General features: G+C 52.2%; 21 protein-coding genes, 1 tRNA gene and 2 riboswitches. Of the genes, 12 read left to right on the forward strand and 10 right to left on the reverse strand.

Features of this window, described 5'->3' with window-relative positions; genetic code table 11:
- Nucleotides 1-106 precede the first annotated feature (106 nt).
- The 6 genes from BMY01_RS12915 to BMY01_RS12940 all read left to right on the forward strand — a co-directional run bounded on the left by BMY01_RS12915 (nt 107) and on the right by BMY01_RS12940 (nt 8,483).
- Nucleotides 107-1,336, forward strand: a complete 1,230-nt coding sequence (locus tag BMY01_RS12915) for an exonuclease SbcCD subunit D C-terminal domain-containing protein (protein WP_074748073.1) — start codon at nt 107-109, stop codon at nt 1,334-1,336.
- An 11-nt stretch (nt 1,337-1,347) separates the two neighbouring features.
- Nucleotides 1,348-4,614 (forward strand): AAA family ATPase, encoded by a 3,267-nt coding sequence (locus BMY01_RS12920; protein ID WP_074748076.1) that lies wholly within the window; start codon nt 1,348-1,350, stop codon nt 4,612-4,614.
- A gap of 1,074 nt (nt 4,615-5,688) precedes the next feature.
- Nucleotides 5,689-6,129: a hypothetical protein gene (locus tag BMY01_RS12925; protein ID WP_074748079.1), complete on the forward strand. Its 441-nt coding sequence runs from the start codon at nt 5,689-5,691 to the stop codon at nt 6,127-6,129.
- Nucleotides 6,130-6,167: 38 nt separating this feature from the next.
- Nucleotides 6,168-6,455, forward strand: a complete 288-nt coding sequence (locus tag BMY01_RS18645; RefSeq protein ID WP_074748082.1) for an HPr-rel-A system PqqD family peptide chaperone — start codon at nt 6,168-6,170, stop codon at nt 6,453-6,455.
- Nucleotides 6,452-7,375 (forward strand): HprK-related kinase A, encoded by a 924-nt coding sequence (locus BMY01_RS12935; protein ID WP_254772740.1) that lies wholly within the window; start codon nt 6,452-6,454, stop codon nt 7,373-7,375. Before BMY01_RS18645 ends, BMY01_RS12935 begins: the two co-directional genes overlap by 4 nt.
- Nucleotides 7,365-8,483, forward strand: coding sequence for a nucleotidyltransferase domain-containing protein (locus BMY01_RS12940; protein WP_074748088.1), 1,119 nt, complete (start codon nt 7,365-7,367; stop codon nt 8,481-8,483). The genes BMY01_RS12935 and BMY01_RS12940 overlap by 11 nt, the downstream gene beginning before the upstream one ends.
- Nucleotides 8,484-8,582: 99 nt before the next feature.
- Here the strand turns inward: BMY01_RS12940 and BMY01_RS12945 are convergent.
- A tRNA-Arg gene (locus tag BMY01_RS12945) sits at nt 8,583-8,659 on the reverse strand.
- Nucleotides 8,660-8,797: 138 nt separating this feature from the next.
- On the opposite strand from BMY01_RS12945, the gene BMY01_RS12950 reads away from it, so the two are divergent.
- Nucleotides 8,798-9,355 carry a c-type cytochrome gene (locus tag BMY01_RS12950; protein ID WP_074748091.1) on the forward strand — a complete coding sequence of 186 codons (558 nt, stop codon included), beginning with the start codon at nt 8,798-8,800 and terminating at the stop codon, nt 9,353-9,355.
- Between the two features lie 132 nt (nt 9,356-9,487).
- A complete protein-coding gene (locus BMY01_RS12955) occupies nt 9,488-10,315 on the forward strand; it encodes a symmetrical bis(5'-nucleosyl)-tetraphosphatase (protein WP_074748094.1) in 828 nt (275 codons plus the stop codon).
- Here the strand turns inward: BMY01_RS12955 and BMY01_RS12960 are convergent.
- The 8 genes from BMY01_RS12960 to gcvT form a co-directional block, all read right to left on the reverse strand.
- Complete coding sequence (locus BMY01_RS12960; protein WP_074748097.1) at nt 10,236-11,051, reverse strand: lysophospholipid acyltransferase family protein; 816 nt, start codon at nt 11,049-11,051, stop codon at nt 10,236-10,238. The two genes, BMY01_RS12955 and BMY01_RS12960, sit on opposite strands and share 80 nt — an antisense overlap.
- Before the next feature lie 102 nt (nt 11,052-11,153).
- On the reverse strand, nt 11,154-11,612 hold the full coding sequence (locus BMY01_RS12965) for an outer membrane lipoprotein (RefSeq protein WP_074748100.1): 459 nt from the start codon (nt 11,610-11,612) through the stop codon (nt 11,154-11,156).
- Nucleotides 11,613-11,626: 14 nt separating this feature from the next.
- A complete protein-coding gene (locus BMY01_RS12970) occupies nt 11,627-12,562 on the reverse strand; it encodes a carbohydrate kinase family protein (RefSeq protein ID WP_074748103.1) in 936 nt (311 codons plus the stop codon).
- A gap of 17 nt (nt 12,563-12,579) precedes the next feature.
- Entirely contained in the window at nt 12,580-14,097 is a 1,518-nt protein-coding gene (gcvPB, locus tag BMY01_RS12975; RefSeq protein WP_302848431.1) for an aminomethyl-transferring glycine dehydrogenase subunit GcvPB, read from the reverse strand.
- 178 nt (nt 14,098-14,275) lie between these two features.
- Nucleotides 14,276-14,773, reverse strand: a complete 498-nt coding sequence (tpx, locus tag BMY01_RS12980) for a thiol peroxidase (RefSeq protein ID WP_074704694.1) — start codon at nt 14,771-14,773, stop codon at nt 14,276-14,278.
- Nucleotides 14,774-14,829: 56 nt separating this feature from the next.
- Nucleotides 14,830-16,188, reverse strand: coding sequence for an aminomethyl-transferring glycine dehydrogenase subunit GcvPA (gene gcvPA / locus BMY01_RS12985; protein WP_074748110.1), 1,359 nt, complete (start codon nt 16,186-16,188; stop codon nt 14,830-14,832).
- A 91-nt stretch (nt 16,189-16,279) separates the two neighbouring features.
- On the reverse strand, nt 16,280-16,669 hold the full coding sequence (gene gcvH, locus BMY01_RS12990) for a glycine cleavage system protein GcvH (protein ID WP_074748113.1): 390 nt from the start codon (nt 16,667-16,669) through the stop codon (nt 16,280-16,282).
- Between the two features lie 41 nt (nt 16,670-16,710).
- Nucleotides 16,711-17,793, reverse strand: coding sequence for a glycine cleavage system aminomethyltransferase GcvT (gcvT, locus tag BMY01_RS12995; protein ID WP_074748322.1), 1,083 nt, complete (start codon nt 17,791-17,793; stop codon nt 16,711-16,713).
- A 41-nt stretch (nt 17,794-17,834) separates the two neighbouring features.
- A riboswitch (glycine riboswitch) is annotated at nt 17,835-17,942 on the reverse strand.
- 21 nt (nt 17,943-17,963) lie between these two features.
- Nucleotides 17,964-18,050, reverse strand: a riboswitch (glycine riboswitch).
- Between the two features lie 264 nt (nt 18,051-18,314).
- Between gcvT and BMY01_RS13000 the strand changes: the two genes are divergently transcribed.
- From BMY01_RS13000 to gshB, 3 genes are all read left to right on the forward strand, one after another.
- The gene (locus BMY01_RS13000) at nt 18,315-20,027 is read left to right on the forward strand and encodes an AAA family ATPase (protein ID WP_074748115.1); all 1,713 of its coding nucleotides are present in this window, start codon (nt 18,315-18,317) and stop codon (nt 20,025-20,027) included.
- Between the two features lie 106 nt (nt 20,028-20,133).
- On the forward strand, nt 20,134-21,429 hold the full coding sequence (gene gshA, locus BMY01_RS13005; RefSeq protein WP_074748118.1) for a glutamate--cysteine ligase: 1,296 nt from the start codon (nt 20,134-20,136) through the stop codon (nt 21,427-21,429).
- Nucleotides 21,430-21,693: 264 nt separating this feature from the next.
- Nucleotides 21,694-22,644, forward strand: a complete 951-nt coding sequence (gshB, locus tag BMY01_RS13010; RefSeq protein WP_074748121.1) for a glutathione synthase — start codon at nt 21,694-21,696, stop codon at nt 22,642-22,644.
- A gap of 89 nt (nt 22,645-22,733) precedes the next feature.
- Here gshB and BMY01_RS13015 read toward each other — a convergent pair whose 3' ends face one another.
- Complete coding sequence (locus BMY01_RS13015; protein ID WP_175463264.1) at nt 22,734-24,776, reverse strand: fused MFS/spermidine synthase; 2,043 nt, start codon at nt 24,774-24,776, stop codon at nt 22,734-22,736.
- 209 nt (nt 24,777-24,985) lie between these two features.
- Here BMY01_RS13015 and BMY01_RS13020 point away from each other — a divergent pair, with 209 nt between their 5' ends.
- Complete coding sequence (locus BMY01_RS13020) at nt 24,986-25,378, forward strand: PTS sugar transporter subunit IIA (RefSeq protein ID WP_074748124.1); 393 nt, start codon at nt 24,986-24,988, stop codon at nt 25,376-25,378.
- The last annotated feature ends 1 nt before the right edge of the window (nt 25,379 follow it).

The raw sequence follows: 25,379 nt of genomic DNA on the forward strand, positions 1-25,379 counted from the left end.
GCAGAACTGCCTGAGCCAGAAGACCTTCTGACCGATATCATGACACTCAAAAATTGGCGGGAGGAATACATGGGATACTTCGTCCCTGCGACGACTGGATAACAGCATGAAACTCTTCCATACTTCCGACTGGCACATTGGCCGGACCCTATATGGCAGAAAGCGGTACGAGGAATTCGAGGCATTTCTGACCTGGCTGGCAGAGATGATTCAGAGGAACGAAATTGATGCCCTTCTGGTAGCCGGAGATATCTTCGATACCAGCGCTCCAAGCAATCGTGCCCAGGAACTCTATTATCGCTTTCTCTGGAAGGTAGCAGCTTCATCATGCCGCCATGTGATCATCGTCGCGGGTAATCACGATTCCCCTTCATTTCTCAATGCACCCAAGGCGCTGCTCAAAGCCCTTGATGTCCATGTGATCGGTAGTACCTCCGAATCCCTTGAAGATGAAGTACTGGTGCTCCGAAATGAGCAAGATGTGTCCGAACTGATTGTCTGCGCTGTGCCGTACCTTCGTGACAAAGACATCCGCGTGGCGGAAGCCGGCGAGAGTGTCGAGGATAAGGAACGGAAGTTGCTCGTCGGTATTCGCGATCACTACGCTGCTATAGCCGCCCTGGCGGAACAGAAGCGCATGGAGCTTGGGGTAGATATTCCCATCATTGCCACGGGCCACCTTTTCGCCGCTGGAGGGCAAACTATCGAGGGGGATGGCGTGCGGGACCTTTATGTCGGCTCACTGGCTCATGTGAGTGCCGGGATTTTTCCCGCATCCTTCAGCTACCTGGCGCTTGGCCACCTCCATGTCCCGCAGAAGGTAAATGGTTCCGAAATCATGCGATACAGTGGCTCTCCTCTACCAATGGGGTTCGGGGAGGCTAAACAACAGAAGAGCGTTTGCCAGGTTGAATTCCACAGTACTGCCGCGTCTGTTCAACTGATCGATGTGCCGGTGTTTCAGAAGCTCGAACGTATCAAGGGAGACTGGGACAGTATCTCCACCCAGATTCGTAAACTGTCAGAGACCGCCTCTCAAGCATGGCTTGAAGTCATCTACGAAGGTGAAGAAGTAATCGGCGATCTGCGCGAGCGTCTGGAAATCGCCATTGCCGGCACTCAAATGGAAATTCTGCGCGTGAAGAACAACCATATTATCGATCGCGTCCTTGGAAAAATCCATGAAGAAGAAACACTGGACGATCTCAGTGTGAACGACGTATTCGAGCGATGCCTGACCGTACATGAAGTGCCTGAAGACCAGCGGCCGGAATTACTTCGTGCTTATCAGGAAGCGCTTTCGTCTCTCTATGAGGACGACATGCAAGCGGAATAGGGAAGCTGTCGATGAAGATATTGCAGGTACGATTCAAGAATCTGAACTCGCTGGTGGGTGAGTGGGAAATCGACCTGACGCATCCGGCCTTTACCTCCGACGGTATTTTTGCCATCGCCGGTCCGACCGGTGCCGGGAAGACAACCATCCTCGATGCCATTTGCCTCGCTCTCTACGGGCGGACGCCTCGGTTGAGCAAGGTCACCAAAAGCGGAAACGAGATAATGTCTCGTCAGATCGGCGAATGCTTTGCTGAAGTGACGTTTGAGACGCAGACCGGTCGTTTCCGTTGCCACTGGAGCCAGCACCGGGCACGTAAAAAACCGGATGGTGAACTTCAGGCTCCGAAACATGAGATTGCTCATGCCGATTCAGGGGAGATTTTCGAATCCAAGATCAAGGGGGTCGCTGACCAGATCGAGGCGGCTACCGGTATGGATTTCGACCAATTCACCCGCTCCATGTTGCTGGCTCAGGGAGGCTTTGCTGCATTCCTGCAGGCGTTACCTGATGAGCGGGCGCCGATCCTGGAGCAGATAACGGGGACGGAGATTTATAGCAAAATATCGATCCGCGTCCATGAGCGCCAGCGTGAAGAGCGGGAAAAACTGAACCTGCTTCAGGCTGAAACAGCCGGTATCGTGATTCTGGAGCAGGAACAGGAAAAAGAGATTCAACAGGAACTCGAGTCAAAACAGAAAGAAGAGTCCGGTCTGACCAGAAAATTAAGGGATACGGACAAAGCCATCACGTGGCTGAAGGCCGTAGATGGACTGAGGAAGGAAATCGACAACCTGACAGCGGAAGCGAGCAAACTGCAAGCCGACATCGATATTTTTAAACCGGAGCGTGTCAAACTCAGCCGGGCAATTCAGGCAGCGTCACTGGAGGGTTCCTACGCGACGTTGACAGCAATCCGAACACAACATGCGGATGAGCAGACGGCACTGAAAACTGGGGAAACAGCCCTTCCTAAACTGGCATCCTCCGCAAAGGAACAGGCTGAATCCCTGAAATCGACTGAGCAGCAGTCCACTAGAGCCAAAGCGGAGCTGGAAGCTGCTTTACCGCTCATCAGGAAGGTTCGTTCCCTCGATCAGACGCTTGCCGATCAGAAAAAGGCTATTTCGAAAGATGAAGACAGCTGCAGAAAGGATTTGATAAAGATCGATGCTGACAAACAGGCCAGGCTGAAAGAACAGGTAAAACGCGCCGATGCTGAAAAGAATCTGAAGGTTGCTGAAGATTATCTCAAGAAGAACACTCAGGATGAGTGGCTGATAAGTGGTCTAGCCGGTGTTGAGGAACAATTGGGCAATTTGCTCTCCAGGCAGAAGGAAATAGCTCAAAAAGAGGCTGATAAAGAGAAGGCAGTAACGGCTCTGGAACAGACAACAAAAAAACTTGCTGACTGCCGGAAGCAATGTGTAACTTGGAAACAGGAGCTGGAGAACGCATCAAAGAATCTCCAACAAGGCAAAGATAAATTAAACCAGTTATTGGGCGATCGGCTGTTGCGTGAATACTATACAGAAAAGGAAACCCTGCTTCGAGAAATGGTTTTTCGGAAAAAAATAGCGGAACTTGAAGATCACCGAGCCAGATTGGAAGATGGCAAACCCTGTCCGCTTTGTGGCGCGACAGAGCATCCATTTGCGAAGGGCAACGTTCCCATTCCTGATGAAATCGAACGGAAGATTGGGGCGCTCGATAGATTGATAAGCGAGGCTGAAGATCAGGAAAGTACCATCAAGAAACTTGAAGGAGTTGAGGTCAGAGCCCGTGCAAATCTGACGGACGGTGAAAAACAGGAAATAACAGCGATTAATGACAAAAAAAATGCTGAGCAAGCCCTTGCAGAGCTGAAGGAATATTTGGAAAAACTCCGAACTGATATTACCGAACTGAAGCAGACTGTATCAGCCAAACTCCAACCGCTCGGCATTGCGGAAATTCTGGATTCCAATGTTTCAACACTGCTGGAATCCCTTCGAAAACGCGCTAAAGCGTGGCAGACACAAGTCGAGAAAAAGACTGGTATTGAGAAGCAGATTGGAGATTTCGACAGCGAGTTGAAAAGGTTGGACGCAGTCATTGAAACTCAAAGCAATGCATTGAATGAAAAACGGGAATATCTGGAATCCTTCAAAAAGGATTACGCTGCTGGATGTAAAGAGCGGAAAGAATTGTACGGTGATAAAGATCCTGATGATGAAGAACGCCGTTTGAACAAGAATATTTCCGTTGCAGAGGGGGTCGAAAGGAAGGCCAGAGTTCTGCATAATGATCTTCAGCAGAAATTGAATGCTGCAAAGACTCAAATTGAAGCGCTGAAAAAGCGCATTGGTCAAAGAGACCCGGAACTGAAGAAACTGGAAGCCGAATTTACAGAAGCCTTTGGATTAGTCGGTTTTTCGGATGAAAAACAGTTTCTTGAAGCCAGACTCACTGCTGGGCAAAGGGAGGTGCTATTTGCAAAGGCAAAGAATCTGGACGATCACCAAATAGATCTCAAGGCCAGACAAAAGGATCGAGAAGCGCGCTTGGTCACAGAAGCTGCCAAGAAGATTACCGACAAATCTCTTGAGGAACTGGAACCGCAATTCAAGGATTACGAGGAGTCCCTGAAACAGCTACGGGGCACTACTATCCGCCTCAAACACAGACTGAGCGAAAATGCTGCTGCCAAAGAACGGCTGGAGGCAAAGCAAACGGCTATCGAGGCTCAAAAAATAGAGTGCCGCCGATGGGAAAATCTACACGAATTGATTGGCTCAGCGGACGGAAAGAAATATCGAAATTTTGCCCAAGGGTTGACCTTCGAGATGATGATTAGCCATGCCAACCGGCAACTGCAGAAAATGACCGACCGCTATCTGCTGGTTCGCGATGATACTCAGCCCTTGGAACTCAACGTTGTTGACAACTATCAAGCGGGTGAGATTCGATCTACGAAAAACCTTTCAGGTGGCGAGAGTTTTATCGTCAGTTTGTCGCTGGCATTGGGGCTGTCTCATATGGCCAGCAAAAATGTTCGGGTGGATTCGCTTTTTCTGGATGAAGGCTTCGGCACGTTGGATGAAGAAGCATTGGATACCGCTTTGGAGACTCTTGCGAGCCTGCAGCAGGACGGTAAGTTGATCGGCGTGATCTCGCATGTCCCAACTCTCAAGGAGCGCATCAGCACACAGATTCTGGTAATTCCTCAAACCGGTGGAAGGAGTGAGATATCTGGACCAGGCTGCAGAAGAAACATAACTGTTCAGACTTCTATTTAACCGTAAAGCTTGCGTATTCCATCATAGCGTCTTGGTGATAGCGGCTCGGCCTGATAAATTTTTGCTTCAGGCTATAGCCTCCCAGGTGCGGTTGGGGAAGATCAAGCTCGTGGCTTTACCTCGCACACAAGAAAATCCCTCACGTAGAGTGATGATTGGACAGAGCCATAAATTAACAGCAGATGAAGCAAAGAAGCTGCAATCGAGGTTGTGCGCGGCAATGATCCATTAGCGAAAAAGCAGGATAATCCAGTGTAGTCAAGGTAATGCAGCTGCTGGACTTTTATCTTGCTTCATCAAAATTTGCTGAAAAGGCCGCAAGCACGGGGGCAGTGATAGGGGCAGGATCGAACGCACCTTAAAGCCAGCGCTCAGAGGAATAAATCTGTCAAGCTATTAACGGCTGAGGATGTGCGTCTTGCGTTTAGCAGATTAGGGATGGTAGTACAGCGCGGAAAGCTACACCATCTTTCGCTACGCTCCCCAGTAATGCTGCAATCAGTTCAGGTCATTGAGCCTTAGGAATCTCTTTGAAGCGCTTCTCCCATCAAGCCCTAGATACCTCAATTAAGAAAGGCCGAGTGATTTATGGGAAACTGCTGCGAAAACGGGAAATGCTACATTTCCAATTCGAATGTGCATTAAAGAATTACCCCAACAACTTGGGGCTCGAACACCACAATTTTTACCCCTCCTTTCGCTACCGGAAACCTCCTACTATTCCCCGCTTGCTCCTCCTTGTGATCATGTCGAAAATATTTCCAAAGTAGTTGTCTGTTCTATATAGGCCTTTCTAAGGTTATGAAAAGCAAATGATATTTTTATCACCATAGATTTTGCTTAACAAAGATTGAGTGCCGGGAGGTCAGAATTTCGACTACGGAATATTTTTTCTTGACAAGTACATATAATTATAGTAGTTCCTAACTTAACAAGTATGTGCTATTGTTTCCTGGAATTAGTTATACTGTATTTATCAAGGGCAGTGTTCAGAAGCAATGTTCAGAAAATTGATGAGTACAAGCATACGGTCCCAAGTGCACTCTACTCTACATATCGCGAGAGGCCAATCTCATGTCTGAAAAGCAATCAAATAAACAACAATTAGAGCCGCTCACATTGAAAGAACAAGCTGGCAATTTGCCTGAACCAAGCAGGAGGCGTCTGCTGAAAGGTACAGTAGCTGTTCCCATAATCATGACTCTGCACAGTGGGGCCGCGCTTGCGCGTACGAGCAATCTCGTAGGACCCACCGAAGATATAAATAGCGCAATGAAGGAAAATGGGGATTTATATTGTGTCCATCCAAGCTCAGATGGGAGTGCCAACACTATTCCTGTTGATCTTGGAACCAGTCCAACCGCCACCATCAATCCGATAACCGATGCAAATGGCGCTCCGGATCTGCAAGCTCAAGCTACAGCATGCAGAAACGGTGGTGGAATTCTAGTGTCTGCAACTGCTTGGAGTTCTGTCGGACCGAAGTTAAGCAGTATCTCAACCATCACCACATAAATTACACCTGATTTCGATAACGGACTCTCTAAAAGCAGGTGACTTCTAAAGTCTGCTGGCGGTCGACCGGATTTTCATCCCTGCGGGTTGAAGCATGGGATGAGGAATTCACCGTATTCCAACCTGGATCTGGAAAAACTCATTTTCTGAATCAGATGGGATTGCAAATTATTTCGAGTCTTGATCAGTCCCCTGCATCAGCAGATGATATCTGCAGATTTTTATCTGAACAGTTTCAGGTGCCATACGATCAGAATTTTTTATGGCACATCATGAAGACTCTACATCGTTTTGACGAACTGGGTCTGATCAAGAAGATGGAGTGAGAATCTTCGACACTACAGTGGGCCAAATCCCGTTTAAACAATTTTTTTTGCTGCTCTCAAATCCGGGGCTCAGAGTCAAGATGGGTCCCTTCAATGTGCAAATTCGCACAGGGTTTTCGACGCTAGCGGCGCATCTATACAATCTCTATGAAAATTATCAACTGGTGGAGCGTGATCTCGCCGAGTTTCACGTGCAGATCAGTCCAGCACGTCTCATAAAAAAACCATTCTCTCCGTATGCTCGTTTTTTTCTCGATGGACGCTCGTTATTTCCGCCGTTTCCCGCAGAACAAGCGCTTGCGGCACTTGAGTGGGGCATCAATCTCGCCATTGCGACACGGATCAATCATTTATTATTATTCCATTCAGCCATAGTTGAAAGAAATGGTTACGCAGTGCTGCTTCCTGCCTGGCCAGGTAGCGGCAAAACCACGTTATGTACAGCCTTGGTGCATCGGGGATATCGGTTGTTTTCGGATGAGTTTGGGTTGATGGATCCGGGTCGCGAAATTTTTTTACCCCTCCCAAGATTGATGCCACTCAAGAATGAATCTATCCGTGTCATAAGAAATTACCTGCCGGAAGCAACTCTTGGACCTGAAATAAGAAATACGCACAAAGGGACTATTACGCATGTTCGTCCTCCTAATGAAAGTATCGCGCGCTCCGGCGAAACCGCAAAAGCAAACTGGATTATATTCCCCAAATGGGTGCCTTATGCCCCGCTCAGACTAGATCCTCTTCCTGGTTCAGAAGCGTTTCTACTTTTAGCCAGCAACTCGTTCAATTATGAGGTGTTGGGCGAGACCGGTTTCCAGGCTGTTACCCACCTCATAAGAAGCTGCCGCTGCTATAAACTGATCTATTCGGATTTTGACGCTGCATTAACCGCCATGAATGCATTGACTGATGACATATAAGCCGCCGGCGCACCACCGGCTCTTATTGAACGCGGTTATTAATCCTGCGTCTCTGGTTGAATACAATGCGGCGGAATGGGAGCTGTTATTGCGATTGACGAGAAGGGTGAAACTGCTGGCACGCCTAGCGATAGATCTCAAAAATAGGGGACTTCTGGATCAGATTCCATTACGAGCAGCCAATCTACTGCAATCAAGCCTTATCCAGGCAAAGAGACTCCAGCAAGTCGCACATTGGGAATTGAATCGAATTTCCTGGGCACTAAAGGATACGGATGCACCAGTCATCGTGCTGAAGGGAGTCGCTTATTCTCTTGCTGGATTGCCTGAATCAGGCGGTCGAATTTATGTTGATCTTGACATTCTAGTTCCAAAAGACCGGTTATCACACGTTGAATCAATACTGAGGAAGAAAGGATGGGTGAATCACCATAAGCTTTCCGCCTATGATGAACATTATTATCGGGCATGGAGCCATGAAATACCGCCGTTAGCTCATGCTGAACGAGAAACGGAGGTTGATATCCACCACACGATCTCCCCGCCGACAAGCAGATTGGAAATAAATACCAGTTCGCTATTTAGCGCTGCTGTGGCAGTTGGCAATTCCGGCTACAGAATTTTTTGCCCGGCTGACATGGTGCTACATAGCGCGGTTAACTTGTTCCAGAATAATGAGCTTGCAGATGATTTACGCGATTTGCTCGATATTCACGATCTATTGCTGTTTTTCAGCAAAAATGAACAGGACTTCTGGAAAAAATTAACAGAACGGGCAAATCAGTTGAATCTTGGTCGATTCCTTTTTTATGGGGTGTACTTCAGCCGTTTAATTTTTCAAACGCCGATCCCTGAAAATCTGGAAAATGATCTGAATGAAAAGCCTACTGCGCTTTCAAGGATGATCATGCATTACCTCGTTCCACAAGCGTTATTTCCACTACATCCGGACAAGCATTTCAGGCGTGCACTGGCAGCCCGTACGTTGCTGTATCTCCGCAGTCATTGGATACGGATGCCAATTCACCTTTTACTCCCGCATCTTGCGTATAAAACTTATTTATCAATATTCCGAGGCAAAGCAGTAGCGCGTCCGGTGAGAGGTTGATCCCGAACGCAAGGCGAAATCGATGGAAGGTGAAATCCGCATCCGGGCGCATCGTGCATACGCACACTCAATGTGTTCGAACTATAGGTGAAACAAGAATGGCGCGCCCAACACGATTCGAACGTGTGACCCCCGCCTTCGGAGGGCGGTACTCTATCCAGCTGAGCTATGGGCGCGGATGGAAGGCATTTTTGAATCGGGCGCATAGGATAACGCTTTTTAACCCCTCCGTCCAACCTGAATAAAACCGCTTTTGCTTGAATACATGAATCTATACAATAAACGTTTTTAACGTTTATTACTGGGGAGTTATTGTGAGCGACGTTGAAGACGAGGGGCATTCCACGCCTATCCAGACACCGGGTCAGTTGATTGTTGTCGTCCTGGCCGCTTTCATAGTTCCAATCGTTGTTTTATCACTCATCGGGCGGTTTGCCATCGGCGAAAGCTCGGTGGATCCAAGCAGTCCTGCTTTTTCGGAAGAGGCCGTAGCGAAGCGTCTTCATCCAGTGGGCAACTTGATCATTGCAGGCGATTCCACCCAGCCTACGGCGCAAACAGGGGAAGGCGCAGTCGTGGCTCCGCCCGCTCCGGCAACCGCCAGCGCCGCTCCTGCGGCGGAAGACCCGGCGGAAAAAGCCAAGAAAATTTACACCGCCAGTTGCGCCGCCTGTCACGCCACCGGCGCCGCCGGTGCACCCAAAGTGGGAGACAATGCAGCATGGGCGCCCCGCATCAAGACAGGCACGGAGACGCTCTATACCAGCGCATTGAAAGGCAAGAATGCCATGCCACCCAAAGGTGGAAATGCGGGGCTGTCTGATGACGACGTCAAAGCCGTAGTCGACTACATGGTCAGCCAGTCCAAATGACCTGCTGAGAAGTTGAAGGTGGAGCGGGATGGGGGCGGGCGATAGGGAGAGTTTCATATCGCCCTTGTTTTTTTCAAGGTAACTCGGTTTATTTCGTTGCCTTCAGCCTGTTGGCAATCGTCTTTCCATCTCATGGCTATTTACGCAGTCGGTGACTTGCAAGGTTGCTATCGGGAATTCCGGGAACTTCTCGACCTAGTCCGTTTCGACGAAACGAAAGACAAGTTGTGGCTGGTGGGAGACCTGGTCAACCGGGGACCAGACTCGCTCTCGGTATTGCGCTTCGTAAAAGAGTTGAACGATTCCGCAATAATGGTACTGGGCAATCATGATCTGCATCTGCTCATGATTGCGGAAGGGTGCGCGGAGCTAAACCGAAGCGATACCTTGCAGAACATCCTCGATGCACCCGATCGGGATGAGCTGCTCGATTGGCTGCGGCAACAGAAGCTGTTGCATGTGGACGGAAACTACGTCATGGTGCACGCTGGCCTGTTGCCTTCCTGGAGTATCGAACAGGCGCAAGCGCTGGCTGCGCTGGTAGAGAGCGCCTTACGGGGAAGTGAATTCCATGAATTCTGCCGTCAGATGTACGGGAACCGGCCGGATCATTGGAATGAAACCCTCAACGGATATGAACGGCTGCGTGTAATCGTCAATGCCATGACCCGCATGCGAGTCTGTACTCCCCATGGAAGAATGGATTTTGCCCACAAGGGCTCGGTCAAGGACATTCCGCCAGGCTATTTGCCCTGGTTCGATGCGCCGGAGCGAGCCAGCCGGAAGGCGACCGTCATCTGCGGTCACTGGTCAGCACTGGGTCTTGAGATCAGGAGCAATCTGATGGCGCTCGATACCGGGTGCTTATGGGGAGGCAGCCTTACGGCTGTTCGTCTGGAGGATCGGAAGGTTTTCCAGACGGCTTGTGGGGCAGGGGGAGCGACAAGGCACTGGCAATAGCGTGTTCCGCGCTGCGCGCAAGCTCCCGCCGGTTTTTTCCGTGACTATCGATCGCCTCCGTAAAGACGAGTTCGACATCGATATGCGGCTGGCTCAATACTTGCCTTACCGATTCAAGTAATGAAATACGAAAGTATGCCGCAGCCTTGCTGATGTTACCCGCCATGTCGGTATAGCGGATTGCCACCGGATGCAGCATCGCCGAAACGCTTACCGCGGGTTGCAGCAACGAGGCATGGAAATGATGGAGTACGGTGCCATCGCTGGTGCCGCCCTCAGGAAATATCGCTACACAATCGCCGTTGTTGAGCGCCTCTGCAATGTGGTCGTTTATTCTGGCCGTGTCTCTGCGCTTCGTGCGCTCGATGAACAAGGTGCCCACATTATTGCTCAGCCAACCAAACAGGGGCCAGCCGCGGATTTCAGATTTTGCGACAAACCGGGCCGGGCATACGCTGATAATCGAATACACATCCAGCCAGGATACATGATTGGCAGCCAGCATTACGCGCTGCGTTCCCGCGACAGGCAATATACCTTGATGGCGCACTCTGACTCCCAGAATTGAAAGAAGCCGCGCTGACCATTTTTGCGCCATGCGTCTCTGCGTCCTTTGACCGACATGCGGATAGATCGCGGATTGAATCAATCCGGAAGCGATGTGAAGCAGAAGGCGAGTCCAGCGTACTGCTCTTGTCAGCCGGCTGGCGGTGAGACTGGTTGTAACGTTGGGCATGCCGTAATATTAGCGCATTCCGGACGCGGGAATCCAAGCAACCGGAAGCTGGGGTTCACATCCTGCCTGATGCTCGAGGTCATCTAATGGGTAACGGGACGTCTAATGGGTGACGCGGGAGACTCCGCCACCCGATAAAATTCTTACCCGTTCGCCAGGCCTGAATTCTTCGTCGGCCGCCTGCGTGATGGCAACAAGGGAACCATTGTCGAGTCTCACCGTAATTTCAACTCCCTTCCGGCCGGTTACACCTTCCTCCGCCACCTGGCCGAGCAGACCTCCGCCTACTGCTCCGGCAAGGGCTCCCAAGGCGCCGAGCCACCCATGCGCAATCTGAGCGCCACCGATTCCACCGGCGACACCTCCTGCTACTGTCCCGATACCACTGCGCGTGCCTTCCAGTCTTACTTCACGCACGCTTTCGACCACACCCGTTCGCACGCTCTGCTCCTGCCGCGCCTCGCCGCGAGCATAGTCGCCTCCCCCTTGCCCTGCAACGCAGCCGTTCAAAAGCACCCCACATGAGCAGAGGAAGGTTATGGCTAAAATGTGCTGTTTCATTGCGACCTCTCATTCTATAGAATGCGGTTGCCGAAAACCTCAAAGTAGCGCTGGTCGATCTCGTCCCGGGTAAAGCGGTGGTTCTGCCCCCCACGCTGGCCGATTTTCAGGGCCCCCATGAGCGAACCGAGCTGCCCAGCACTTTGCCAATCCATTCCCTTGGCGATTCCATAGAGCAAGCCTGCCCGATATGCATCGCCACAACCGGTGGGATCGACCACTTTATCCGGCTTAACGCACGGGATCTCGATTTGTTGACTATCTGCATAAACCGTCGATCCTTGTGCGCCCTTTGTGACAATCAATCCCTTTACAAGTTTCGCCAGCGCCTCCAGCGTGAGACCGGTTCGTTCCTGCAGCAACTGTCCCTCATAATCGTTGGCGGCGACATAGTCCGCCTTGTGGATGAAATCGACCAACTCCTCGCCATTGAACATAGGCAATCCCTGGCCCGGATCGAACATGAAGGGAATGCCCGCTTCATGAAACTCGCGTGCATGCTGTAACATGCCGTCGCGCCCGTCAGGCGCTACAATGCCGAGACTCACGTTTTCTGCAGCAGCGATGTGATTTTCATGCGAACTGTTCATTGCTCCCGGATGAAAAGCGGTTATCTGGTTGTCGGCCAGATCCGTGGTGATGAATGCCTGGGCAGTGAATGAGCCTTGCACGTGCCGTATATGTGTTTGCGCCAGATTCAGACCTGAAAGGCGCTCCGCATACGGCTGATAATCATCCCCCACCGTTGCCATAATGAGGGGAGAACCTCCCATCATCTGTAAATTGTAGGCGATATTGCCGGCACAGCCGCCAAATTCCCTGCGCATATCTGGCACCAGGAAAGCAACGTTCAGTATATGAATTTTCTCCGGCAGGATATGGTTCCTGAAATGATCGCCGAACACCATAATGGTGTCATAGGCGATGGAGCCGCAAATGAGTGTATGCATGGGAAGGGTCTGAATCGTTAAGCTACGCTTACGCTTGGGATTGCGGTGAGGGTTTCAGTCCTGGTTACGCTTATGTTGCGCGTGGGTGCTTTCCAGGCCAGATCCAACTCGCGTGCGGCCTTTACATCATCCAGCCGGCGGACGGGCGTGGTATGCGGCGCGCTTTTCACCAGGTCCGGCTGCGTATGGGTTTCCTCCAGGATTTCCTTCATTGCTGTTACGAAGGCGTCCAGCGTCTCCTTCGATTCGGTTTCAGCCGGTTCAATCAGCAGGCATTCCGGCACGAGGAGCGGAAAATAGGTCGTCGGAGCATGGTAACCCTTATCCAGCAGACGTTTGGCGAGGTTCATTGCGGTGACGCCGGTTTTCTCCTTCAAGTCCTTCAGCGTAACGATAAATTCATGGCTGGCCCTGCGGTTGGGATAGGCGATCTCGAAACCCGCCTTTTGCAGCTCCGCCATCAGGTAGTTGGCGTTAAGCGCCGCAAACTCGGCCACTCGATGCATGCCTTCCGCCCCAAGCAGACGTACGTACACATAGGCACGCAACAGAACTCCTGCGTTACCCATGTGCGCCGAAAGTCTTCCGATCGATTGCGGTATATCCTTCTCCGTTTGCCAGCGATAGGTCCCGTTTTCAAATGCTACGATAGGTACGGGCATAAACGGCAACAGCCTCGGTGCGACACCCACCGGAGCCGAACCTGGACCCCCACCGCCGTGCGGGGTGGAAAACGTCTTGTGAAGATTGATGTGAATGACGTCAAAGCCCATGTCGCCTGGCTTGACCTTACCAAGTATGGCGTTCAGGTTTGCGCCATCGTAATAGAGTAATCCGCCCGCCTGATGGACAATCCTGCTCATCTCGGCGACGTTCTCTTCAAATACACCGAGCGTGGAAGGATTGGTCAGCATCAGCCCTGCCGTTTTTGGGCCGACGGCTGCTTTCAGGGCAGCCATGTCCACATTACCTTCCTTGTCGGTGGCGATCTCAACCACCTTGTAGCCGCACATGACGGCTGTGGCAGGGTTGGTGCCATGAGCTGCATCCGGAACGATGATTTCGGTTCGGGCGTTGTCCCCCCGCGACTCGTGATAGGCGCGTATCATTGCGATGCCGATCAGCTCGCCCTGTGCTCCCGCCATGGGCGTAAGGCTTACCCCGGCCATACCGGTTACATCTTTCAGAATTTCCTGCAGCTCGTACATGCATGCAAGAAATCCCTGGCCGGTACTTTCCGGCGATCTGGGATGGCGGGCCAGAAACTGGGGCAGCATCGCAAGTGAATTGCACGCCCTTGGGTTGTACTTCATCGTGCAGGAACCCAACGGATAAAAATGCGTGTCTATCGAAAAATTCTTTTGCGACAGCCGTGTGTAGTGGCGCACCGCGTCCATCTCGGAAACTTCAGGCAGCAGCGGCAGGGTCTTGCGCAATAGCTTCTCCGGAATATCCGTTGCTTCCGCAGCTTTCGGAGATTGGGAATAATTGCGCCGGCCAGGGCGAGAATGTTCAAATATCAGCATGGGTTCAATCCGGTGTTTGCTAAGTGAATGTGTTGAAAGATATTGACAGGCAGGAGTCGCAGGAGTCCGGCTTCCTGTACCTCAGAGCCTCAGAGCCTCAGAGCCTCGAGAAGGAAGGCACGCATTCCGCGGGCGCCGGATACCGGCCTCATCGACCGAGGTGAGCCATTCCACACGCCTGTCCTGCTCAGGATTCCAGTGCCTTCAGCGCCGCCTCATAATCCGGCTCGTCCTTGATTTCCGGCACGAGTTGCGCATGGGTGACCTTGTCGTTTTCATCCAGGACCACGACAGCCCGGGCCGTGATACCCGCAAGAGGACTGTCCGTAATCGCCACCCCGTAGTTTTTCATGAATTCCGACCCGCGCATTGTGGAAAGCGGCACCACCTTGTCGAGTCCTTCCATGTCGCAAAAGCGGCTCATCGCGAAGGGCAGATCGGCGGCAATGATCAACACCACCGTGTTTTCCATGTTGCTGGCCTGCTCGTTGAACTTGCGTGTGGACATGGCGCAAACCGGGGTATCAAGGCTGGGAACAATGTTGAGCACTTTTTTCTTGCCCGCAAAATCGGCCAGGGTGACATCTTTCAAATCCCTGTTTACCAGAGAGAAATCGGGTGCCTTGTCGCCTACCTTGGGGAAGGTGCCTTCAACTTTGATGGGATTGCCGGCTAGGGTAACCATACTGTTTCTCCTTTATGATGTGGGATGGCTGCTAAACGTCCGATGCGATATCGGTGCTATGAATTCCTGATGACTTCGCCCAGCTGCGTGACGTACTTCTCCATGTCCGCGGACGTTTTCGTTTCGGTTGCGCATACCAGCACGGCATCTCCAAGTTCCGGATAGTACTCCTTGAGATTGAGTCCACCCAATATCCGCCGGGCCTCGAGCGCCTGCAATACGCTGGCAGAGGGATGGGGCAGGGAGATAACCGCTTCATGGAACAGGGGCCCACTGAATACTCTTTTCACTCCCTTCAGCCTTTCGAGTTTTTCCAGTAACGCTGCCGTATTTGCATGCGATTCGGCAGCAGTGCGGCGCAAGCCTTCCGGGCCCAGCAAGGCCAGGTAGATAGTTGCCCCCGTGACCATGAGTCCCTGATTGGTACAAATATTGGAGGTGGCCTTGGATCGCCGGATGTGCTGTTCCCGCGCCTGGAGCGTAAGCACGAAGCCATCGCTACCTTCCTGATCCGTCGTGCGACCGATAATGCGGCCCGGCATCTGGCGAACCAGGGGCTGCTTGCAGGCCATAAAACCGAAATACGGTCCTCCACTGGACAAGGGAATGCCCAATGGCTGTCCTTCGCCGACGGCAATGTCTGCCCCTTTCTCCCCCCATTCGCCGGGTGGAGTCAGCATTGCCAGGGCCATGGGGTTCACAACGGCGATGGCAAAAGCATCCCTGCTCTGAGCCCAGCTGGTGAGTGCATCGACATCTTCGAGCACGCCGAAAAAGTTCGGCTGGGGAATCACGAGCGCTGCGAATTCTTCGTTGCCAAAGTTTTTCAGCCCGTCCAGCGAAGTCTGTCCGGAAAGCTTGTCGTAGGGAACCTCCACCACCTCAATTCCCTGGTTCTTGACAATGGCGCGAACCACACTGCGGTAGACCGGGTGAACGGTCTGCGGGATCAAAATCCGCCGCGAGGTCCGGTGCGAACGCACGGCCATCAGGGCAGCTTCCGCCAGGGCCGAGGCACCGTCGTACATGCTGGCGTTGGAAACATCCATCCCCGTCAGCGATGCCATCATCGTCTGGTACTCATAGAGCAATTGCAGGGTGCCCTGGCTGGCCTCCGCCTGATAGGGCGTATAAGAGGAGTAGAATTCCCCCCGCGTGGCAATCTGCCAGACAGCCGCTGGAATGTGGTGCTCATAAGCGCCCGCGCCGATGAAGTTCAGGTAGCGTCCATCCTGCTCGGCGCGCTCCAGCATCAAACGCGATATTTCCATTTCGCTCAAACCGGGCGGCACTCGCTTCAGGCTGCCGGTTTTCAGCGCGGGTGGAATCTCATCGAACAGCTCATCGATGCTGTTTGCGCCGATGCTCGCGAGCATGGCTTGTATATCTTCTTCAGTATGTGGAATGAACGGCATGATTTGTTCCGTGAATCATCGGTGAGGCGTAAAAGGCAGGCGAAATGACGGCGGGAGAAAAATCCCGTTCCATTTCCCTCAAGTGATTTGATTAATGATCTTCGCTTTCGAGCAGTTTCTGGTATCCGGCAGAATCGAGCAATTTTTCCAGGTCAGCGGTGTTTGCCGGTTTCAGTCTGAAAAGCCAGGCCGCATAGGCGTCCTGGTTGATTTTTTCCGGAGCGGAGGCGAGCTCGGGATTGGCGGAGGTGACTTCTCCCGTAATCGGCGCGTAAACATCGGCTGCCGCCTTTACCGATTCAACTACGGCACATTCATCGCCTTGCTTGAGTTGGCGGCCCACTGCGGGAGTTTCAACGAATACCATGTCCCCCAGCAACTCCTGAGCATGTTGGGTAATACCGATAGTTGCCGTGCCGTCATCTTCGAGACGCACCCATTCATGGGATTTCGTGTATTTCAAATCATTCGGAATACTCATGTCTTTGCTCCAGAATTAAATGATAGTGCTTTGCCGTTTCATCAAACGAGAATCTTGCCATTGCGGACGAAAGGATATTTCACGACCTTCGCTTTCAACTGTTTATCCCGAACGACGACCTGAACTTCGTCTCCGGGAGATACGCCCAGGGGCAGGCGCGCCAAGGCGATCGACTGATTGAGTGTGGGCGAAAAGCCTCCGCTGGTAATTTCACCCTCGCCTCCGTCGTTTTGTGTAACCACCTTCTGATGGCTGCGCAATACCCCGCGATCCAACAACACCAGGCCGGTCAGTTGCTGGGTGACCGGCTTGTCCAGAAGCGCCTGCTTGCCGATGAAGTCGCGATCGCTCTTCAAATCCACCGTCCAGCCCAGCCCCGCTTCCAGGGGGTTGATGGTTTCATCCATATCCTGCCCGTAAAGGTTCATGCCTGCTTCGAGCCGCAGGGTATCTCTTGCACCCAGGCCTGCGGGGGCCACTCCCGCGGCGTGGAGTTTATTCCAGAAATTCATGGCGTCGGTTGCGGGAAGCGTAATCTCGAAACCGTCTTCGCCGGTGTAACCTGTGCGGGCGATAAAATACTTGTCAAAAAAGGCTGCCTGGAACAGCTTCAGATTCTCAGTGTCCGTCTGCGAGCCCGGGAGTACCTGCCACACCTTGGCGCGGGCATTGGGGCCTTGCACTGCGATCATCGCCAGATCCCTGCGGGGCGTGATTTCGAGACCGGGGGCTATCCGGTCGCGTTGCGAAAGCATCCATGCCATATCCTTATCGGCGGTCCCTGCATTGACCACCATCCGGAAATGCGATTCCGTCAGAAAATAGATGATAAGATCATCTATTACTCCGCCGTCGGGGTTGAGCATGCAGGAGTAAAGCGCCTTGCCTGGCTGCGTCAGTTTGTCTATATTGTTGGCGACCAGTTGCCGCAGGAAGGCGCGCCCGCCCTCTCCCTCGATGTCGACGGCGAGCATATGGGACACATCGAACATGCCCGCATCGCTGCGCACCTTGTGGTGCTCATCAAGCTGCGAACCGTAATGCAGGGGCATGTCCCAGCCGCCAAAATCCACCATCTTGGCGTTCATATCGCGGTGGGTTTGATTTAGAGGAGTTGTTTTCACAGATCGATATCCCAAAAAAAAGGTGAGGTCATGCCTGATGACCTCACCCCTCTGTCCTTTTTACCTGAGAGATTACGGGCAGGATTTTCCCTGCTCCGTCTGCCCCTTCGGTGGCCAGCCCAATGCTGACACTCTCCAGATTGCCTTTTCGCAAGCGGTTATCAGGGATCAAGATCGACATGATCTGCGCCTGAGCGATTCCGGGGGGTTGCGCCTTCGGCGGCGACGATGAGTTCGCGCTCTTCCGCTTGGATATAAATGGCGAAACTCGAACTATACCCTAGCATGCGGGATCAATACAAGGTTTAAAGCTCCTTTGGAACTCCTCCTTTGAACTCCTTTAGAAGCTAAGCTCCCGGATGGTTTCGTTCCGGTTTGTATAGATGGGATATCAGGTTCATCGAGGAATTTTATGTTCCATAGTGTATCTTATTCAGAATTCTTGATTAGAGTTCTTGACAGCAGCCAAGCGACCCTAGTACGGAACACATCCTCCAGGCGGATCGGACAACGAGGCGGCAATGTATCTTGATCATTTCGGTTTATCCAGGCAGCCATTTTCTCAATCGTCAGCCACTGATCGTGACTGTTTCTATGAAGGAGGAGGGCGAGGCGCAACTCTGGATGCCCTTATTTATGTATTGACGCGCGGCGAAGGCGAAGAGGGCATGATCGCTCTCACCGGCGAATCGGGTAGCGGCAAAACCGTGCTATGCCAGGCGTTGATGAAATGGCTGTCCGATAGCATGCGGGTTATTTATTCTGCAAAGAAAAACCCGTCGCAGGAAGCTTTACTGAATTCCATAATGGACGAATTGAAGTTTCAATCGGAGGAAGAGGGTCTGGTTCTTCCACCCTCGCCGACTGATGTCGATGAACTGCAGGAGATTCTCGCCGCCGTGCAGGTTGGTGACAGGCAAGTCGTGTTGCTGATAGACGAAGCGCATACTCTGCCAACAGAAACGCTGGAAGCACTGTGGCTGTTATACGAGCGGGCATCATCCCACCATAAATTGCTGCAGGTCGTTCTGGTGGGTGAGCCGGGGCTGGAACTCACCCTGGCTTCGCAGCAGTTTACCCAGATCAGAAAAGCGATTCGCCATCGTTATGTTTTGCAGCTACTAGATCGCAAAGCCGCGAGTGAATATCTGCTCTATCGGATGAGCGCAGTCGCAGGCTATGAAGGGCCAGACATTTTTTCACCCGCTGCGCTGCGATTGATCGACGTTGCCGCCGGCGGAGTGTTGCGCCAGCTGAACATGATCGCCGACAAGTCGCTGATGGCAGCGTTTCTTGCGCAAGCTTCGAGCGTGGAGGCAGTTCATGTCAGAAAAATGATAACGGATCTCGGGCTTAAACCGCATCCCGATTGGAGGGACAAGCGCAATCGCCCCGAGTTCGTGGGACATCTTATAGCCGGGGCGGGCACCGCATCCTGTGCGGCAGTCGTGATAGTGCTGGGTGTCGCGGGTTGGCAAGCCTCGCATCCTCAACCGGCAGGCATCGGCAACGCCTCTGCTTCCTTGCCGCTTGAAGCGGGAGCGCCGTCAACATTCTCTGCTCCCGCTGCCACGATTCATCCCACCACGATCGCGACCACTCCCTCAAACGTTCTTGCAAACGCTCCGTCTTCCTCTTCCATTTCCGCCGCCACTCCGCTTCCCACCGGTGGGAGTAACAAGGAATCCGGGGGAAAGATACCACCTGTCAGCAACACCCCCGCCAAGACCGCTACGGATAAGATTGCTACGGATAAGGCAAATAAGGAAACTGCCGCCAAGATCGGAACTGATAAAACACCTTCCGGAAGCGGGAAGGCGGCGGTGACAGGCACGCCTGCACAAAGTGGCCTTTCTGCCGAAGATCAGTCCGCCGGAGATGCAGCAAACACTATTGCAGGAGTCGATCTGGCGGAGTACAAGCTGCTCAAACAACGGGTCGAGGCGACCCGCGGAGCTTTCTCCAAGGCGGACCGGAATCTGTACACTATCGTGCTATACACCACCACTAATGTCCAGCCTGATCGCATAGAGCGGTTTCTGGTGCGAGCCCGCGCGCTGGTTGATTTGTCGAATATTTATGTTTCTCCCCTTTCCAGGAACAAGACCGGGTTTATCGTCACCTACGGCCTTTATCCGGACGAGTATGAAGCGAGCATGGCGGTGGCTGGACTTCCCGAGAAATACCAGACCGCTTTCGATCCGGAATTGCGTACCCTGGGCGAACTGAAATAATCTGCCCCAAACGTTGCCCGCACGTCCCAGCTTTATGGGAGGAGCGGCTTATTCCCTGCTTTCCTGATGTTACAATCGCCGTTTCCTGTTGATATCCGCTTCCTTCATGCCTACCCCCCATCTTGATACTGCCTTGAGCGGCCCCATTCTTGATCTTGAAAGATGCATCCTCAATGCCATGCCTTCGATCGAGCAATGGTTGCGCAATGAATGGCAGACGCATGCTGCGCCTTTTTACTGCTCCGTGGATTTGCGCAATAGCGGATTCAAGCTGGCACCCGTCGATACCAACCTGTTTCCAGGAGGCTTCAATAATCTAAACCGCGAATTCATGCCCTTATGCGTGCAGGCGATGATGGCGGCAATCGATAAAATCTGTACCGGCGGGCGCAGTGTATTGCTGATTCCGGAAAGTCACACGCGCAATATTTTTTATTTGCAAAATCTGGCGACCTTGCACGCAATCATGCGGCACGCCGGCATTCATGTCCGTATCGGAACGCTGCTTCCTGAGATCACCGCACCCACTGCGCTCGACCTGCCCGATGGAAACAAGCTCACACTCGAACCCATCCAGCGGAAGGGCAATCGGGTCGTTCTGGAGGATTTCGATCCCTGTGTCGTGCTTCTCAACAACGACCTTTCCACCGGCACACCGGCCGTCCTGCGGAATCTCGAGCAGACGGTCATTCCTCCCCTGCATGCGGGATGGACCAGCCGGCGGAAATCCCATCATTTCACCGCCTACGATAACGTCTCGCAGCAGTTTGCGAGCCTGATTGGTATTGACCCGTGGCTTATCAATCCTTATTTCGCTTCCTGCGGAAAAATCAACTTTCGCGAAAAAAAGGGTGAAGACTGCGTGGCCAATACGGTGGATGAAATCCTGCACCAGATCCGGGAGAAATATGCCGAGTATGGAGTCAGGAAAGACCCCTTCGTGATTGTGAAGGCAGATGCCGGTACGTACGGAATGGGGATAATGACCGTAAAAGATGGCGCGGAAGTACGCACACTCAGCCGGAAACAGCGCAACAAGATGGCGGTTGTAAAAGAAGGATTGCAGGTGACCGACATCATGGTGCAGGAAGGGGTTTATACGTTTGAGAATATCGACGATGCGGTGGCGGAGCCCGTCATCTATATGATCGATCGCTATGTCGTCGGTGGTTTCTATCGGGTGCATACCGAGCGGGGCGTCGACGAGAATCTCAATGCCCCCGGTATGCATTTTGTACCGCTGGCATTCGAAGATACCTGTCTTCTACCGGATCGGGAAGCGCAGCCGGGTTGCAGCGCCAATCGATTTTATGCTTATGGCGTCATAGCCCGGCTGGCTTTGCTGGCGGCTGCACAAGAACTGGAAAAAAGTGAGGCGAGAATCGAAGCCGTCGTGGCTTAGCACAGTCTCATTCATTCATTTTCTCCGGATTTTCCTTGGGAAGTTTCCCTGAAAAAGAATCCCGAAAATGGACAGCGGCTCATCTGCAGGGGGGAGTCCGTTAAAAACCGCACCGGCTTGATGAAAGGGGCAAGCAGTCTGCCCCAGATGCTATGCTGATAACAGCCTCCCACACATTTTGGTTTGATAACGCACGTTTTGTTCACTCTCCCGCCCCTGATGCTTCATCTTCATCCCATTCTCATATAATCCCCCTGATAACTCATGAGATTTGCCTTTGTTCTTGATCACCTCGATTCAATCAAAACGCGCAAGGATTCGAGCGTGGCCATCATGCGCGAGGCGGCAGCAAGGGGTCACACGTTATTCTCGATGCAACAGGGAGACCTCGCCTGGCAGCGAGGGAATACGGTCGGTTTCGCGCGCACGCTCGAATTGACCGGTGAGGACTCTCAGGGACGGCTGTGGTATCGGGTGGACGAGCCGGAAGAAATACCGCTTCAGGAATTCGATGCCGTACTGATGCGCAAGGATCCGCCGTTTGATATGGAGTATATCTACAGCACTTACTTGCTGGAACTGGCTGAAACGCGCGGTGCCCGCATCGTCAACAGCGCGCGCGCAATCCGCGACCATAACGAGAAGCTTGCGGTGGCGAAGTTTCCCGAATATGCGGTGGAAACGCTGGTGACGCGAAGCGAAAGCCTGCTTCGCCATTTTCTTGCGGAGCACGACGACATCATTCTCAAGCCGCTTGACGGCATGGGTGGGGCAAGCGTGTTTCGTGTTCACCGGGGGGATCACAATATCGGGGTGATAATAGAAACATTGACGCACTACGGTACAAAGACCATCATGGCTCAACGGTATATCCACGAAATCACCCAGGGAGACAAGCGCATCCTGTTGATCGCGGGCGAGCCCGTCCCTTATACACTTGCCCGTATTCCGAAGCCTGGGGAATTCCGGGGTAATCTGAATGTGGGCGCTACCGGCATCGCCCAGCCACTCAGCCCGCGGGATCGTGAAATTGCCGAGGCACTCGGTCCCGCGTTGTTCAATGAAGGTTTGATGCTGGTGGGACTGGATGTCATCGGGGATTATCTCACCGAGATCAATGTCACCAGTCCTACGGGTATGAGGGAAATTTCAGACCAGACCGGCTTCAATGTGGCGGGAATGATGGTGGATGCCCTCGAAAAAAGACCATTTTAAGATTGAAAAGCCGCGGTATTGTGATCATGCAAGACAATACCGCGGCGACAGGTGCTCCTCTATAAGGGGTGGCGTAAAGATATCTGAAGCTATTTGAGTACTTCGAAGAGGTTATTAAAGTCATCAGTCCAGGTGGAAAGACCGAAAATTGATTTAATCGGACTTGTGGCGGCTCGCATTGGCTCTGTCTGCAAGATTTGTTTATCCTTTGCAATTAACACCCAATCCGTTTTTCGTAACGATGAATTCGTTGCGTCGTCATGGATCAGTACAGAGTACAACCCCTGATCGGCAGCGATTTTTTGCACGACAGGGGCGAGTGATAGGAAGGTGTTAGTAACGTGAAAGGCAATGATACCTTTTGAATTCATGTGGCGCAGGTAAACTGCTACTGCCTCCCGCGTAATGAGATGAATAGGAACAGAATCGCCGGAAAAGGCATCTATGGCAAGTACATCGAAATTTTGCGGCTCCTCTTTTTCCAATGAAAGGCGAGCATCGCCCTGCACAATTTCGATGCGAGCTTTACTGTCATCCACAAAAGTGAATTCGCTATGGGCTAATTCGATCACTTGAGGATTGATTTCGTAAAAACGGTAAACATCCCCTGCCCGACCATAAACGGCGAGTGTACCTGCCCCAAGACCGATCACACCAACTTTTTTCCCTTCCGATCTGGTATGTGCGATGGCGAGACCGATTCCGGCTGTTGGGCCATAATACGTTGTTGGCTCTAACCGACGATCTGGAGCGAGATATTGTCCTCCGTGTTTCACGGAGCCGTGGAGGAGTTCCCGAATGTTGTTCGCCGGATTTTCGTCGATTTGATCGACAGTAAGCAGTGTTCCATAAAAGCTGCGTTCCATCTTGCGAACATCCGTGAAATCATCGGATATCTGAACAAGGAGAAAGTATCCGCAGAGCAATGCAAGGAAGGAAGTTGCCGCAGTTAACAGCTTTCTTTCCTGAAAGAGAAAAAGCGCCAGCAAGGCAATAATGATGAACCCGATGCCCAGCTCATAATACGCCGGAAGGACGCGCGGAGCGACAAGGCCGATCATAATTCCGCCCGTCGCGCCCCCGATGGAAATCAGGAGGTAAAACCGGGTCAAGTAACGTGTCGCGGGGCGCATTCGAGCTAATTCGCCATGAGCGAACATGCAAAAGAAGAACAGACCGATTGTGTACAAGGGGATGGCGGTCTTTACGTTGTAGCCGATGCCGCCTTGCAAACCATAAGCGCATATTGCAAGAAGCGCTGCTGTGGGGATCAAAAAGCGGGAACGAACATACCATCGGTCGCTTTCGAAACATAGAACAAAGGTAAGTAAGTAGATAACAAGTGGCAGGAGCCACAGAAAGGGGATTGCAGCAACGTTCTGGGTGACGTGGTTGGTAATGGCAAGCAAAAGCCATGAGCCTATCCCGGACAGGCTGAGCCACAACAGATAGGTTCGCAGTCCGGGATTCTGTGCATCTTCCGGTTTTTGATCCTGAACATGGGCTTTTGTTTGCGGGAGTTTCACGCGGCGAAAGAAATAGAAGCCGCAAGCAGCACAAAGAGAGGCAAATAATGCGTAAGCACCGGACCATGTAAAAGCTTGGGAATAGAGGGATATTTGTGGCTCAATGAGGAATGGATAACTGATAAGGGCTAGCAATGAGGCAAGATTCGATAATGCAAAGAATCGGTAGACGTCAGTACCTATATGTGTATGGCTCACCCACGCCTGAAGAAGCGGGCCGGTAGTCGAGACCAGAAAGTAGGGCAGGCCGATGGTACTCGTCAGGAGTACTAGTATCCACAGCGAGGGATCCTCAGTACCGATAGGCTTCCAGGATGGATCGGGTATTATGGGTAAAAAGATCAGACTTACGGAAAGCAACGTCACGTGCAGCGTTATCTGATGTGGAGGCTTGAGATGCCGCGTAATCCAATCCGAGTACGCATACCCAGCCATTAGTACGACTTGAAAAAATACCATGCAGGTCGCCCAAACTGCTGCCGAACCTCCAAACCACGGCAGAATATACTTGGAAATGAGCGGTTGAACCAGGAATAAAAGGAACGCGCTGGAAAAGATTGTGGCGGCAAACATCGCCGTACTTATCGATTTGCTTGCTTCATACATACTTCATCCTTCACGGCTACCAGAAGCCAGGAACTTTCTCAATAATTCCTTGAAGTGCGGTGTTATCAAGATCGGAAGAATCTCTATCGTGATGATGGACATTGTCCGATGGCAACGGGGCGCAGGTAACGAGGCGCTTGAGCCCGAAGGATCTGCGACAATGCTAAAATGTTTTCAACCCTCTGATACTCAATATAGCAGGGCAGAACATGATCGGGATTTTAATTATTTCTCACGGTAATCTGGGCGAGAGTCTTGTCGAGAGCGCCAATCACGTGATGGGAAAGAAATTGCCGGACTTGGCGCATATCGCCATTCATCCTCAGGATGATCCTGACGTTATCCTCTCAGAAGCAGTGGGATCGATAAGAGAACTGGATAGCGGCGAGGGCGTGCTGGTATTGAGCGACATCTGCGGCGCAACCCCGTGCAATATAGCCACCCGGCTCGCTGCTTCCACAGAAAGGGTGATATGTCTTGCGGGAGCGAATCTGCCCATGCTGGTGCGTGCACTTACCTATCGCACCGAGCCGTTGGAATCGGTGGCGGAGAAGGCGCTGGCAGGCGGACGGGACGGTGTTTTTCGTATAAACCCAAGTTGAT

It is taken from the genome of Nitrosospira multiformis (genome assembly GCF_900110185.1).
GTDB lineage: Bacteria > Pseudomonadota > Gammaproteobacteria > Burkholderiales > Nitrosomonadaceae > Nitrosospira > Nitrosospira multiformis_A.

Excerpts from the sequence above, each read along its gene's own strand:
- gcvH (WP_074748113.1), bottom strand. The coding sequence starts at position 16,669 with ATGAGTATTCCGAATGATTTGAAATACACGAAATCCCATGAATGGGTG.
- BMY01_RS12955 (WP_074748094.1), top strand. The coding sequence starts at position 9,488 with ATGGCTATTTACGCAGTCGGTGACTTGCAAGGTTGCTATCGGGAATTC.
- BMY01_RS12960 (WP_074748097.1), bottom strand. The coding sequence starts at position 11,051 with ATGCCCAACGTTACAACCAGTCTCACCGCCAGCCGGCTGACAAGAGCA.
- gcvPA (WP_074748110.1), bottom strand. The coding sequence starts at position 16,188 with ATGCCGTTCATTCCACATACTGAAGAAGATATACAAGCCATGCTCGCG.
- BMY01_RS12965 (WP_074748100.1), bottom strand. The coding sequence starts at position 11,612 with ATGAAACAGCACATTTTAGCCATAACCTTCCTCTGCTCATGTGGGGTG.
- gshA (WP_074748118.1), top strand. The coding sequence starts at position 20,134 with ATGCCTACCCCCCATCTTGATACTGCCTTGAGCGGCCCCATTCTTGAT.
- tpx (WP_074704694.1), bottom strand. The coding sequence starts at position 14,773 with ATGGTTACCCTAGCCGGCAATCCCATCAAAGTTGAAGGCACCTTCCCC.
- BMY01_RS13000 (WP_074748115.1), top strand. The coding sequence starts at position 18,315 with ATGTATCTTGATCATTTCGGTTTATCCAGGCAGCCATTTTCTCAATCG.
- BMY01_RS12925 (WP_074748079.1), top strand. The coding sequence starts at position 5,689 with ATGTCTGAAAAGCAATCAAATAAACAACAATTAGAGCCGCTCACATTG.
- BMY01_RS12970 (WP_074748103.1), bottom strand. The coding sequence starts at position 12,562 with ATGCATACACTCATTTGCGGCTCCATCGCCTATGACACCATTATGGTG.
- BMY01_RS12940 (WP_074748088.1), top strand. The coding sequence starts at position 7,365 with ATGACATATAAGCCGCCGGCGCACCACCGGCTCTTATTGAACGCGGTT.
- BMY01_RS13015 (WP_175463264.1), bottom strand. The coding sequence starts at position 24,776 with ATGTATGAAGCAAGCAAATCGATAAGTACGGCGATGTTTGCCGCCACA.
- BMY01_RS12920 (WP_074748076.1), top strand. The coding sequence starts at position 1,348 with ATGAAGATATTGCAGGTACGATTCAAGAATCTGAACTCGCTGGTGGGT.
- gshB (WP_074748121.1), top strand. The coding sequence starts at position 21,694 with ATGAGATTTGCCTTTGTTCTTGATCACCTCGATTCAATCAAAACGCGC.
- BMY01_RS12915 (WP_074748073.1), top strand. The coding sequence starts at position 107 with ATGAAACTCTTCCATACTTCCGACTGGCACATTGGCCGGACCCTATAT.
- BMY01_RS13020 (WP_074748124.1), top strand. The coding sequence starts at position 24,986 with ATGATCGGGATTTTAATTATTTCTCACGGTAATCTGGGCGAGAGTCTT.